We start from the raw sequence: 12,356 nt of genomic DNA on the forward strand, positions 1-12,356 counted from the left end.
TTACCGCGTGAGCTTCTGGGCGTGCCGGTTGTCCGCGGTCGCGTCCGCCTCCGACCATGATTGCGGTTTGACCTTGTCGCCGGCCGCAAATTTCTGGAAGCCTTCGACCACGACCTTGTCACCGGCCTTCAGGCCTTCGGTGATAAACCAGAATCCGTCCTGCACCGAACCGGTGCGCACCGCCTGCACCGCGATGTGGTTGTCGTCCTTGACGACGAAGACCTCGCTGCCGCCGCCGCCATTGCGCTGAATCGCCTGCTGCGGCACCGCGATCGCGTCGGCGTCCAGACCCTGGTCGATGCGGACGCGGACATACATGCCCGGCAGGAGCTCGCGCTTGGGATTGCGGAATTCGCCGCGCAGTGTCACCTGGCCGGTGTGGGCATCGACCTTGGCGTCGGAGAACAGCAGTTTGCCGTCGAGCGAATAGGTGGTGTTGTCATCGAGCACGAGTCGCACCTTGGCGGCATCGGGCGCGATGCGCTCGAGATCGCCGGTTTCGAAGGCGCGGCGGAGCTGGTTGAGCTCGGTCACCGATTGGGTGAAGTCCGCATAGATCGGATCGAGCTGCTGGATGCTGGCGAGATTGGTCTCGTTCTGCACGACGAGCGCGCCTTCGCTGACCAGCGCCGCACCGACGACACCGTCGATCGGCGCGCGCACGGTAGCGTAATCGAGATTGAGTTTTGCGCGCGCGAGGTCCGCCTTGCGTCCCTCGACCTCGGCCTGGGCCTGCCGCTCGGCGGCGATTGCCTTTTCGTTCTCGGCCTCTGGCGCGGCGCGATCCTTGGTGAGCGTGGCGATGCGGCGTGCCTGCTGGTGCGCCTGCATCGCAGCAGCTTCGGCCTTGGCGACCGCGGCCTCGTTGGCCAACACCTCGACCTCGAACGGACGTGGATCGATGCGGTAGAGCGGATCGCCCGCCTTCACCTCGCTGCCCTGGCGGAACATGCGCTCGACCACGATGCCGGAGACGCGCGGCCGCACGTCGGAGACACGCGTCGGCGCGATGCGGCCCGGCAGCTCCCGCACCACGGCGCGCGGCTGCGGCTTGATGACGACGATGCTGACGTCAGGGTCGGACGGCGGAGCGGCGGATACGGCCGAGCTGGACTCGTCACAGCCCACCAGCAGCGGCGCTAAGGCCGCGAGCATCATTGCAACGCATGCCGATCGCGCACGAAGTCCTGACATGAAGTGAGTCGCCCCGATTTCGTTGAAACTGATCACGCTCCGCGCGGGCCCGTTCTGGGCTCTTTGCACGCGGCCGATGCCGCCAAAATAGAATGCGCCTGCTGCGATGCAACGCATGCTGCGGGCGGCTCAATGTCACATGATCTATCGTGCTGACTTTTTGAAGCTTTTCGGGACTCACCGGATTGTGAGTCGGGTTCCATCAGCGCGTGCTGCGACAGAAGATCGCAATCCGGCAACCTTCAGGCATTCTCCCTTGCGATCACACCGAGGCAGAAGTCGATGAAGCTTCGCACTTTCGCGGGCTGGTGCTGGCGCGACGGAAACAGGGCATAGAGCGGGAACATCTCACCTGACCATTCCGGAAACAGATTGACCAATGCTCCGCTTTGCACGAGGTGACCGCTGCCCAGTTGGAGAATCTGCGCAATGCCTGCGCCGGCTACGCAAGCCGAGAGCATGGCGCCGACATCCGAAACCAGAACGCGGGCGGACACCTTCACGGGGAGCACCTCTTTTCCCTTACGAAACTCCCAATCGAAAGGCCGCTGGTTCGCCGCGTCATAGAAGCCGATGCAATCGTGGTCCGGGACTTCGGACGGATGTCGTGGCCGGCCGTGCTCGGCGATATAGGCGGGCGAGGCAACAGTGAGAACGCGGGTCTCGACGAGCTTGCGCCCCACCAACGAACCCTGCGGCGGCTCACCGAACCGCAACGCGAGATCGAAGCCGCCGGCGCCGAGATCTCCGATCGCGTCACGCATGAGAAGCTCCAGCGAGACTTGCGGATGCTGCACCAGGAACGTCCTGATGTGAGATGACAGGACGATGCGCGAGAAGAACGGATCGACGTTCACCCTGAGCCGTCCGCGTACGATGCCGGCGGAGCCCGAAGCCTCGGTTGCAGCTTCTTCGATGCCGGCAAGGTGCGGTCCGACGCGCTCGTAGAAGCGTCGCCCCTCATCGGTCAAGGAGAGCGAGCGCGTCGTGCGTTCAAGCAATCTGACCCCGACGCGCGCTTCCAGACGCGATATGGCGCGGCTGACGGCCGAGGCCGTCAGGCCCAGCGCATCGGCCGCGCGTGCGATGGTGCCGGCCTCGATGACGGCCGAGAGGACAGTCACACCCGATAGCAACCGTCCATCGAAGGGCATCGCAATTCCTGATTTATATGAATGTCTATTTTGACATAACGGAAATTGGATCCGCAATCACCATCTGACATCTGTGTCGCCACCGAAGACGCGGAGGCGAACATGACGAAACGGTCTTATTTTCAGAGCATCAGGTATTGCACGCGCTGGACGCTGCTAGGCGCGTCGCTGCTTTCGATCGCCGCCTCTGCCGGCGCGCAAACTAACGCACCTTCCCCAGGCACCAGAAAGGAAGCGATCATGACGATGAAGCAAGACCTCGCGATGCGCTCGAACGAGATTCACTGGCCAGAGCGCTTCAATCCTGCGACTGCGGATCTGTTTGCGCACAACGAGCTTCTCATCAACGCGTCATGCGAGAAGGTCTGGAGCCACATCGTGGACGCCAGCAAGTGGCCGCAGTGGTATCCGAACGCCAGGGACGTCGAACTTCCCGAGGGCACCAAGGTTCTGGGCAACGACACGACGTGGCGCTGGAGTACGTTCGGCCTGTCGATCGAGAGCAAGATGCACGAATACGTGCCGCATACACGCCTCGGCTGGTACGGTTACGCGCCGGGGACGCAACCGAGCTTCTATCATACCTGGTATTTGGTCCCTCGCGGCGCGAGCTGCCTGGTCGTCACCGATGAAGTCGGTGTCGGCAAGGATGCCGCGCACCTGCGAGAGGCCGATGAGAGCCTGCTGCACCGGGGCCACGATCTGTGGCTGGCGACATTGAAGTGGGTGTCCGAGGGCAATTGACAGGGGAAATGGGGCGCGGCATGCACGCTAATCGGCGGCCTTCATGCGGTAGTGGCTGACGCCCCATTCGGTTCCGTCGGCATAACCGAACAGGCCTGCGGTCGCGAGCAGGAACCAGCGCCAGCGACGCATCCAGAGAGCGGCCTCCTCGCCATAGACCCCGCGCAAGGAGGCCTCGATGGCGTCGCGATGCGCATCGAAATTGGCGAGCCAGTCGTTGGCGGTGCGCTGGTAATGCGTCCCGCTCCAGCACCATTCCTTCTCGATCGCAAAGATATCGTCGAATTGCCTGACGAGGTGATGGCTCGGCATCAGACCGCTCGTGTAGACGTGCTGCGCGATCCAGTCGTCGGGATCGGCGGGGTCAAGCAGATGCGAACCGGAACGGTGGGTGACGACGTGCATGAAGAACCGCCCCTCCGGCGTGAGCCATGACCGCGCACGCGTCATCAGCTTGCGCCAGTTGCTCATCTGCTCGAACATCTCGACCGAGACGATGCGGTCGAACTGGCCCTCGGGCGCGAACACGTTCATGTCGGCCGTGACCACGCGCAGATTGAGCAATCCGCGCAGCCGCGCCTCCTCCTCGACATAGGCGCGCTGCGCCTGCGAGGTCGCGATCGCCGTCACCCGGGCGTGCGGAAACTGCCGCGCCATCCACAGGGACAGCGAGCCCCAGCCGCAGCCGAGCTCCAGGATGGCCTGGCCGTCGGCCAGACCGGCATGCTCGACGGTCTGGCGCAGCGCCTCCTCCTCCGCCTCCTGCAAGGAGGTCGCATCGGTCTTGTAGAAACAGCACGAATATTTCCGGTTGGGGCCGAGCACCTGCGCGAAGAAGGAAGCGGGCACCTCGTCATGCCGGCCGCGGGCAGCATCCGCGTCCTCGGCGATCGGCCGCAGCATCATCCGCCCGGCGAAGGCGGCATCGTCGGCCGCCCCCAGCTTGGACAGGCGTGTCGCCGTGCGCGAGCACAGGCGCTGGATCGCGGCACGCATCACCACGTCCGGCAACGGCACACGTTCGGCAGTCCCGATGATCGCGGAAACGACGCTCATGCGGCCCCCGAATGGCGAGCTCTTGCAGACACCGGCCTATCAAAGCGCGGCTTTCGGTCCGAGTTCCCCAAGCTGTCCCCGAAATCGGCGCATCCGGCGCTTTTTTTGGGCCGGCGCTGTGCCATAGTGCGCCCGCAAGCAAGCTTCGTAATGGATGATACCGGCATGCGGTCTGGCACTTCCCGCTCCACCATGGATATTGAGTACACCAAACTGTCCTCGCCCAGCGTCTTCCTGGTGCGGATGCTGGTCTTCCTGGTGCTGTGTGCGCTGGTGGGCGTGGTGCTCTACAAGCAGATCATCCAGGCCTTCTTCGCCAATCCCGGCCTCAACGCCCTGATCGGAGCGGTGCTTTTCATCGGCATCGTGCTGGCCTTCCGCCAGGTCATACGGCTCTACCCTGAGGTGTCCTGGGTCAACAATTTCCGCATCGCCGATCCCGGCCTGGCGCCGGCCCGGCACCCGAAGCTGCTGGCGCCGATGGCGGCGATCCTCGGCGGCGAGCGCTCGGGGCGGATGTCGATCACCCAGACCACGATGCGGCATCTGCTCGATTCGATTGCGACCCGCCTGGACGAGGCCCGCGACATCTCCCGCTACATGACCGGCCTGCTCGTCTTCCTCGGCCTGCTCGGCACCTTCTGGGGCCTGATCGAGACGGTCGGCTCGGTCGGCAAGGTGATCGACGGGCTCAAGGTCGGCAGTGATTCCGGCGCCCTGTTCGACACGCTGAAAGAGGGGCTGGCCGCCCCGCTCGGCGGCATGGGCATCTCGTTCTCGAGCTCGCTGTTCGGCCTCGCCGGCTCGCTGATCCTCGGCTTCCTCGATTTGCAATCGAGCCAGGCGCAGAACCGCTTCTACACCGACCTCGAAGACTGGCTCGCCACCACCGTGCGCGAATATGGCAGCGGCGAAGTGGCGGTCGCTTCCAGCGGCGGTGGCGTGGCCAGCGGCGAGCTCCAGGCCGCGGTCGAACGGCTGCGCTCCGTGCTCGAGGAAGGCAGCGCCAACCGCGGCACCACCGCGGCGATGGCGAGCCTCGCCGAAGCCATCCAGGCGCTGGTCTCGCACATGCGCACCGAGCAGCAGATGATCCGCGAATGGGCCGACGGCCAGGGCGAACAGAACCGCGAGATCCGGCGCCTGTTGGAGCGCATTGCGCGCCAGCCCGAGAAGAGTTGAGAACAGGACGAAAGATCTCGTGCCCCGGACGCGATGCAGCACGAAGTGATGCGTCGCTGATCCGGCGCCCATTCGACGAGTGATTCTGGGTCCCGGCTCTGCCCAGCAGTGTTACACGCTGCAGCGCGTCCGGCACACGCATGAAACGGAGACGATCATGGCTCTTGCCCGCGGCCGCCGCAGTGAAGGCGCCTTCAACTACTGGCCCGGCTTCGTCGACGCGCTGTCGACGCTGGTGCTGTCGATCGTGTTCCTGCTGTCGGTGTTTTTGGTCGTGCAGTTCTTCCTGTCGCAGGAGGTCACCGGCAAGGACAAGGCGCTGGAGCAGCTCAACGCCAAGATCGCGCAGCTCAATGAGCTCTTATCGCTGGAGAAGCTCGGCAAGCTCTCGCTCGACGACCAGGTGTCGCAACTGAGGGCCGGCCTTGCCTCGGCCGAATCCGAACGCGACCGCATGAAGGGCCTCTATGAAGGTCTCGCCAATGCCGGCAGCGACGCGCAAGGCAAGACCGCCGAGCTCGGCAAGGCACTGGACTCCGAGAAAGCGGTCTCGGCGCGGGCGCTGGCGCAGATCGAGGTGCTGAACCAGCAGATCAGCGCGCTCAGGCGGCAATTGGCGGCGCTGGAAGAGGCGCTGGATGCCTCCGAGAAGCGCGACAAGGAATCGCAGAACCGGATCGCCGATCTCGGCGCGCGCCTGAACGTCGCGTTGGCGCAGCGCGTGCAGGAATTGTCGCGCTACCGCTCGGAGTTCTTCGGCCGCCTGCGCGCCATCCTCGGCAACCGCCCCGACATCCGCATCGTCGGCGACCGTTTCGTGTTCCAGTCCGAAGTGTTCTTCGACACCGGACAGGCGACCTTGCTGCCCGAGGGCCGCGCCGAGCTCGACACCTTGGCGACCGCGCTGATCGACCTCGACAAGAAGATCCCGAGCGAGATTCCCTGGGTGCTGCGCGTCGACGGACATACCGACGTACGCCCGGTCAACGGCCCGAACTTCAAGTCGAACTGGGACCTGTCCGCCGCCCGCTCCATCTCGGTGGTGCAATACCTGATCTCGCTCGGCGTGCCCGCCCAGCGCCTCGTCGCCGCCGGCTTTGGTGAATTCCAGCCGCTCGATACCGGCAACACGGAAGAGGCCTACAAGCGCAACCGCCGTATCGAGCTGAAGCTGACGGAGCGGTAGTGAGCGCCCTCCATCTCCGCCCCTACCGGCCCGAGGACGAAGCGGCCGCGATCGACCTCTGGCATCGCACCTGGCAGCAGGCCTATCCGCAGATCGACTTCGCCGCCCGCCTCGATTGGTGGCGCGAGCGATGGCGCAAGGACCTGGTGCCGAAGGCCTCGATCGTCGTCGCCGAACAGGATGGCGCCCTCACCGGCTTCGTTACCATCGATGGCGACGGCTATCTCGACCAGCTCGTGGTCGATCCCGCCCATTGGGGCTCGGATGCAGCAAGGCTGCTGGTGGATGAGGCCAAGCGCCTGTCCCCGACTGGCGTCACGCTGCTCGTCAACAAGGACAACGCGCGCGCCATCCGCTTCTATGAGCGCAACGGCTTTGCCCATGCCGGCGACGACGTGAACCCGACCTCGGGACGGCCGGTGCTGAAGATGGTGTGGCGGGCGTGAGGCCTGTCACGCCTGGATCCTGCGACGTCTGTTAGTCGTTGTAGCCAGAGCAGCGATGACAAGCGGATGGAGACGATCGATGAAGCTGCGCGACCTGGCCAAGGGTTCCTCGGTCTTTCTGGGCGTCATCGTCGCCGGATATCTGTCGACGACCTATGTCGACCAGCGCTTTGCGATGCAACTCGATACGAGCGGCCCTGCAGCATCGGCCTGCGTCGGCGAGGACGGCAGCTGGAAGAACTGGCCGTGGCCGAATGTGCCGACGCTCTCGCCGAAGTGCCGGTAATGTCCGCTGGGACGCTCTCCCAGTTGTGGTGCGCAGCTCCCTCCTCACGTCATTGCGAGGAGCTCTTGCGACGAAGCAATCCAGAGTCTCTCCGCGGAGACATTCTGGATTGCTTCGCTTCGCTCGCAATGACGAGATTGTAGAACGATATCGCAACACTCTCACTGTCGCGATTTTGGCAACGTTCCGAACGCCTCACGCCCCCTCGAACTGCAACCGCGCCAGCCGCGCATAGAGGCCGTTCGCGGCGACCAGCTCGGCATGCGTGCCCTGCTCGACGATCCTGCCCTGATCCATCACCAGGATGCGGTCGCAGGAGAGCACGGTGGCGAGGCGATGTGCGATCACCAGCGTGGTGCGATGCCGCATCAGCTCTTCCAGCGCGGTCTGCACCAACGTCTCGCTTTCGGCATCGAGCGCGGAGGTGGCTTCATCGAGCAGCAGCAGCGGCGCATCGCGCAGTATGGCGCGGGCGATGGCGATGCGCTGGCGCTGGCCACCGGAGAGCGTCACGCCGCGCTCGCCGAGCGCCGTCTCGAAGCCTTCGGGCAGGCGGCGGATGAACTCGGCGGCATGCGCGAGCTCGGCGGCGCGCTCGACCTCGGCATCGGTGGCATCGGGCCGACCGAAGCGGATGTTCTCGCGGGCGCTTGCCGCGAACACTACGGATTCCTGCGGCACCAGCGCGATGCGAGCACGGACATCGTGCGGATTGGCGGACCTGACCGGCACGCCGTCGAGCGCGATCGCGCCGCTGCGCGGATCGTAGAAGCGCAGCAGCAGATGAAAGATGGTGCTCTTGCCGGCGCCGGAGGGGCCGACGATCGCAACCTTCTCGCCGGGGCGCACGGTGAACGACACCGTGTCGAGCACCTTGACATCGGGCCGCGCCGGATAGGCGAAGCTGACCCGATCGAAGCCGACCTCGCCGCGTGCCGGCACCGGCAGCGCGCGCGGCGACGCAGGCGCGGTGATCTCGGGACTTACATGCAAGATCTCGAACAGGCGCTCGGCCGCGCCCGAAGCCGCCGACACCTCGCCCCAGACCTCGCTGAGCTGGCCGAGGCCCGCCGCGGCGAACACCGCATAAAGCACGAACTGACCGAGCCGGCCCGGCGTGATCGCACCGGTGAGCACGTCATGCGAGCCGATCCAGAGGATCGCGACCACGCTTGCGAATACGATGAAGATGATGATGGCGGTGAGCACGGCACGGGCCTGGGTCGAGGTGCGCGCCGCCTCATAGGCCTGCTCGACATTGCCGCCGAAGCGCTTTTCGGCGAACTGCTCGCTGGTATAGGCCTGCACGGTGCGGATCGCGCCGACCAGCTCGCCCGCATAGGCGGAGGCGTCGGCGAGCGTGTCCTGCGCATTGCGCGACAGCCGCCGCACCCAGCGCCCGAACGCCACCAGCGGCAGCACGATCAAGGGTATCGCCAGCAGCACGAAGCCCGACAATTTGGGGCTGGTGATCACCATCATCGCGGCGGCGCCGAGGAACATCATGAGATTGCGCAGCGCGATCGACACCGAGGCGCCGACGGCGGATTTGATCTGGGTGGTGTCGGCGGTGAGCCGCGAGATCAGCTCGCCGCTGCGCGCGGAGTCGAAGAAGGTCGGCGAGAGCGACAACAGGTGGCCGAAGACGTCGCGCCTGAGGTCGGCGACGATGCGCTCGCCGATCGTCATCACGAGGTAGTAGCGCGCGGCGCTCGCAAGCGCGAGCACGGCGACAACCGCGAGCATTACCGAGAAATAGCTGTTGATCAGCTCGATGCCCTCGGGCGTCAGGCCGAAATCGATCATCCGGCGCACCGCGACCGGCACCAGCAGCGTGGTCAGTGCCGCGACCGTCAGCGCGACGAAGGCCAGTGCGGCGCGGCCGCGATAGCGGCTCACATAAGGCGCGAGCGCGAGCAGCGGCCGGAGCTTCGCGCGGCCCCTGGCGGGCTGCTCGATCAGATCGGCCTCGATCGACGGAGTGTCGGCGGAATTCACTTGGGAATTCATTTCGGGCTGAACATACTGTTCATCAAGCCGTTCCACTGCGCTCATGAGATCCGACCCATTGCATTCGTTTGCTCCCAATAGGCTGGTGCAAGGGGAGTGGCAAATCCGGGATGTCCCTTAGGGGCAAGCCCGGTCACCAGCCGGCATATGGCTTGTTTTGCGGGGGGGCCTGAGGTATAGAGCCGGCCAAATCCGTCATTCGCTAGCCACCCAAGAGGCGCCCGGGCGCCGAGGAATTGCCATGAAAGCCGAAATTCACCCGAACTATCATACGATTAAGGTCGTCATGACCGACGGAACCGAGTACCTGACCCGCTCGACCTGGGGCAAGGAAGGCGACACGCTGAACCTCGACATCGACCCGAAGTCGCACCCGGCCTGGACCGGCGGCAGCGCCCAGATCATGGACCGCGGCGGCCGCGTTTCGCGCTTCCAGAAGAAGTTTTCGGGCTTTCTCAAAAAGGATTGATCCGGCCGCAAGGCTGCGACGAAAAACGCCCCTGGGAGCCCAGGGGCGTTTTTGTTTTGGGGCCCGCACGTTGCTACCAGACCCGTCATCCTGAGGCGCGAGTGGCGCGATGCGAAGCATCACACCGGGAGCCTCGAAGGATGAACGGCCGAGGTGCAGCAGCCGGGCCGTCGCCCTTCGAGGCTCGCCGAAGAGGCGAGCACCTCAGGGTGACGGTTCAACATAGAGTGCGCGGATTAGATTAGATCCTACCGCTCGAACGCGGCCTTGAGCGCGTTGAGGTGCGGCACCAGCGGGTTGCCGATCGGGGCGTGCTCGGCCGGCGGGGTGTGGATGGTGGTGTCGAGACGGCGGACGCGGGTCTGGAGGCTCATCGAGCGGTGGATCAGATCCTGGAGCTGCGAGGGCAGCTTCTCGATGGTGTCGGCGGGGCCGGGATCGGCGGCGGTGAGCTTGACCTTGGTCTTCTCGCGGTTGGCCTGGCTCAGCGTCATTTCGCCTTCCTTCACCGCGCGGTGCAGCAGCAGCCACGAGGCGAGCTGCATCAGGCGGGTGGTGAGACGCATGCTCTCGGTCGCATAAGTCAGGCTGACGGCACGGTCGAGCGCCTTGGCCTCCGTGCGGCCGGCGCCGTCGAGATAGGCGGCGGTCTCTTCGACGAGGTCCATGCCCTCGCGGAACAGGACGCTGAACGCCGCAGAATTGGTGAACCGCTCGCTGAGTTGAACGAGAGCGCCGTCGGCCTGCAAACGTTCCATGGTTAACGCCCCTTACGCAACTGTCTGACTCTCCGGCTTGGCGCCGGCTTATGATGAACAAATCATTGCGCGCTGGGAGCGCGGAGTCCAGCGACAAGCGCGGATATGGTTTCCGCGGGTCATTCGCAGGAATTCAACCGGAAGGAGACGCAAAAAAGCGGAAGTGGACGCAAAAAAGAGCCGCCGGAGACCGGCGGCTTTGAAAGTTGATAACAGGGAGGCGTCAAACAGAGTGGACAGGAGCCACTCGGTGTCCAAACGAGGACGGTTCCAGTCATAAACCCGAAAGCTTAATCGACCGTAAACGAGCTAAATTTTTGAGAGTTCGTTAGCCATCTCGGCCAGTGGCCGAGTGGGGTACGGAACAAATTCTCCACGTCATCCCGGCGAAGGCCGGGACCCATAACCACAGGGAGTGGTTTGACGAAGACCGGTCGTTCGGTGCTTCGGTCGATCCCTACAGATAGATCGCGCGGTATCGGTCCCGGCCTTCGCCGGGACGACGGCTGTAGCGGTTACGACTTGAAAAAACTATTCGCCGCATCGCGCGAGGCGCGCTTCTTGGTGGCGGCTTCTTCCAGTCTTGCGATCTCGGTTTTCAGAAGCGTCACGCGCTCGGTCAGCTCCTCCACCGACAACAGTGAGAGATCCTGTCCGATTTCATGGCTGATCTTCTTGCGCGGGCGGTCGTCGTCTTCCGTCGGCATCGTCGTTCCTCCTGCGTTCGCGCGATCTACCAGGCCGAGGTTGCCAGCGTGGAGCGCGCTGGCTAAGCAATGGCCTCATTCCATTCCACACCTTTGCTCAAGGACACATCATGGACAAGCTGCCCGCGCAAATGACCGTGGTCGCCATCTCCCGGCACGGCGGACCGGAGGTGCTGGTGCCGGAACAACGGGTCGTGCCGCAGCCCGGGCCCGACGAGATCCTGGTCAAGGTCGAGGCCGCCGGCGTCAACCGGCCCGACGTCGCACAGCGCTCCGGCGCCTACCCGCCGCCGCCCGGCGCCAGCGACCTGCCGGGCCTGGAGATTGCCGGCGAAGTGGTGGCGGTCGGCAGCAATGCCAAGCGGCACAAGATCGGCGATAAGGTGATGTCGCTCGTCGCCGGCGGCGGCTATGCGCAGTACTGCATCGCCCAGGACGCCCAGGCCATGAGCGTGCCGCCGGCGCTGTCGATCAGGGAAGCCGGCGCGCTGCCGGAAACGCTGATGACGGTCTGGCACAACGTGTTCGAGCGCGGCGGCCTCAAGGCCGGCGAGACGCTGCTGATCCATGGCGGCTCCTCCGGCATCGGCACCATGGCGATCCAACTGGCCAAAGCGTTCGGCGCGAAGGTGTTCGTCACGGTGGGATCGCAGGACAAGATCGATGCCTGCCTCAAGCTGGGTGCAGACCGCGCCATCAACTACAAGAGCGAAGACTTCGTGGCGGTGGTCAAGGAAGAGACCAACAAGGTCGGCGTCAACCTGATCCTCGATATGGTCGCCGGCGACTATGTCGATCGCAACTATGATGCCGCCGCGGTCGATGGCCGCATCGTCCAGATCGCGACGCTCAACGGCCCCAAGGTCAACGTCAACATTGCCAAGGTGATGGTGAAGCGCCTGACCCATACCGGCTCGACGCTGCGCCCCCGTAGTAATGCGGACAAGGCGGCGATGGTGGCCGCGATTGAGGCGAAAGTGATGCCGCTTTTGCGCGAAGGCCGCATCAAGCCGCTGATGGACAGCACTTTCCCGCTGGAAAAGGCGGCCGACGCGCACCGGCGCATGGAGACCAGCGCACATATTGGCAAAATTGTGTTGGAGGTGTAGGCCGCCGGCCCACAGGGCAAGGCGGAAACCCTTTGATTTTCCTCGCTTTCGTGGC

At 64.6% G+C, this 12,356-nt stretch carries 13 protein-coding genes; 7 read left to right on the forward strand and 6 right to left on the reverse strand.

Going from position 1 to position 12,356, the window contains the following annotated elements; all coding sequences use genetic code 11:
* Both ACNJX8_RS37295 and ACNJX8_RS37300 read right to left on the reverse strand, forming a co-directional pair.
* A complete protein-coding gene (locus ACNJX8_RS37295; RefSeq protein WP_439358716.1) occupies positions 1-1,194 on the reverse strand; it encodes an efflux RND transporter periplasmic adaptor subunit in 1,194 nt (397 codons plus the stop codon).
* A 242-nt stretch (positions 1,195-1,436) separates the two neighbouring features.
* Complete coding sequence (locus ACNJX8_RS37300; protein ID WP_439358717.1) at positions 1,437-2,348, reverse strand: LysR family transcriptional regulator; 912 nt, start codon at positions 2,346-2,348, stop codon at positions 1,437-1,439.
* A gap of 240 nt (positions 2,349-2,588) precedes the next feature.
* On the opposite strand from ACNJX8_RS37300, the gene ACNJX8_RS37305 reads away from it, so the two are divergent.
* Positions 2,589-3,092: an SRPBCC family protein gene (locus ACNJX8_RS37305; RefSeq protein WP_439358718.1), complete on the forward strand. Its 504-nt coding sequence runs from the start codon at positions 2,589-2,591 to the stop codon at positions 3,090-3,092.
* A gap of 27 nt (positions 3,093-3,119) precedes the next feature.
* Here the strand turns inward: ACNJX8_RS37305 and ACNJX8_RS37310 are convergent, their stop codons facing one another.
* Positions 3,120-4,148, reverse strand: a complete 1,029-nt coding sequence (locus tag ACNJX8_RS37310; RefSeq protein WP_128936582.1) for an SAM-dependent methyltransferase — start codon at positions 4,146-4,148, stop codon at positions 3,120-3,122.
* A 165-nt stretch (positions 4,149-4,313) separates the two neighbouring features.
* Between ACNJX8_RS37310 and ACNJX8_RS37315 the strand changes: the two genes are divergently transcribed.
* The 4 genes from ACNJX8_RS37315 to ACNJX8_RS37330 all read left to right on the forward strand — a co-directional run bounded on the left by ACNJX8_RS37315 (position 4,314) and on the right by ACNJX8_RS37330 (position 7,248).
* The gene (locus tag ACNJX8_RS37315; RefSeq protein WP_249758216.1) at positions 4,314-5,330 is read left to right on the forward strand and encodes a flagellar motor protein MotA; all 1,017 of its coding nucleotides are present in this window, start codon (positions 4,314-4,316) and stop codon (positions 5,328-5,330) included.
* Between the two features lie 157 nt (positions 5,331-5,487).
* Positions 5,488-6,516 carry a peptidoglycan -binding protein gene (locus ACNJX8_RS37320; protein ID WP_128936584.1) on the forward strand — a complete coding sequence of 343 codons (1,029 nt, stop codon included), beginning with the start codon at positions 5,488-5,490 and terminating at the stop codon, positions 6,514-6,516.
* Positions 6,516-6,962, forward strand: coding sequence for a GNAT family N-acetyltransferase (locus tag ACNJX8_RS37325; RefSeq protein WP_439358719.1), 447 nt, complete (start codon positions 6,516-6,518; stop codon positions 6,960-6,962). The genes ACNJX8_RS37320 and ACNJX8_RS37325 overlap by 1 nt, the downstream gene beginning before the upstream one ends.
* 79 nt (positions 6,963-7,041) lie before the next feature.
* A complete protein-coding gene (locus ACNJX8_RS37330; RefSeq protein ID WP_128936586.1) occupies positions 7,042-7,248 on the forward strand; it encodes a hypothetical protein in 207 nt (68 codons plus the stop codon).
* 195 nt (positions 7,249-7,443) lie between these two features.
* Here the strand turns inward: ACNJX8_RS37330 and ACNJX8_RS37335 are convergent, their stop codons facing one another.
* The gene (locus ACNJX8_RS37335; protein WP_439358720.1) at positions 7,444-9,303 is read right to left on the reverse strand and encodes an ABC transporter ATP-binding protein/permease; all 1,860 of its coding nucleotides are present in this window, start codon (positions 9,301-9,303) and stop codon (positions 7,444-7,446) included.
* A gap of 196 nt (positions 9,304-9,499) precedes the next feature.
* Here ACNJX8_RS37335 and rpmE point away from each other — a divergent pair, with 196 nt between their 5' ends.
* Positions 9,500-9,727, forward strand: a complete 228-nt coding sequence (gene rpmE / locus ACNJX8_RS37340) for a 50S ribosomal protein L31 (RefSeq protein ID WP_027573780.1) — start codon at positions 9,500-9,502, stop codon at positions 9,725-9,727.
* Between the two features lie 248 nt (positions 9,728-9,975).
* On the opposite strand, the gene rcdA is transcribed toward rpmE, so the two are convergent.
* Together rcdA and ACNJX8_RS37350 are read right to left on the reverse strand one after the other, a co-directional pair.
* Entirely contained in the window at positions 9,976-10,485 is a 510-nt protein-coding gene (rcdA, locus tag ACNJX8_RS37345) for a protease adaptor protein RcdA (protein WP_439358721.1), read from the reverse strand.
* 515 nt (positions 10,486-11,000) lie between these two features.
* Positions 11,001-11,192: a DUF1192 domain-containing protein gene (locus ACNJX8_RS37350; protein ID WP_128945104.1), complete on the reverse strand. Its 192-nt coding sequence runs from the start codon at positions 11,190-11,192 to the stop codon at positions 11,001-11,003.
* A 110-nt stretch (positions 11,193-11,302) separates the two neighbouring features.
* Between ACNJX8_RS37350 and ACNJX8_RS37355 the strand changes: the two genes are divergently transcribed.
* Complete coding sequence (locus tag ACNJX8_RS37355) at positions 11,303-12,301, forward strand: NAD(P)H-quinone oxidoreductase (RefSeq protein WP_439358722.1); 999 nt, start codon at positions 11,303-11,305, stop codon at positions 12,299-12,301.
* The last annotated feature ends 55 nt before the right edge of the window (positions 12,302-12,356 follow it).

The sequence above is a fragment of the Bradyrhizobium sp. SPXBL-04 genome (genome assembly GCF_051853035.1).
Lineage (GTDB): Bacteria > Pseudomonadota > Alphaproteobacteria > Rhizobiales > Xanthobacteraceae > Bradyrhizobium > Bradyrhizobium zhanjiangense.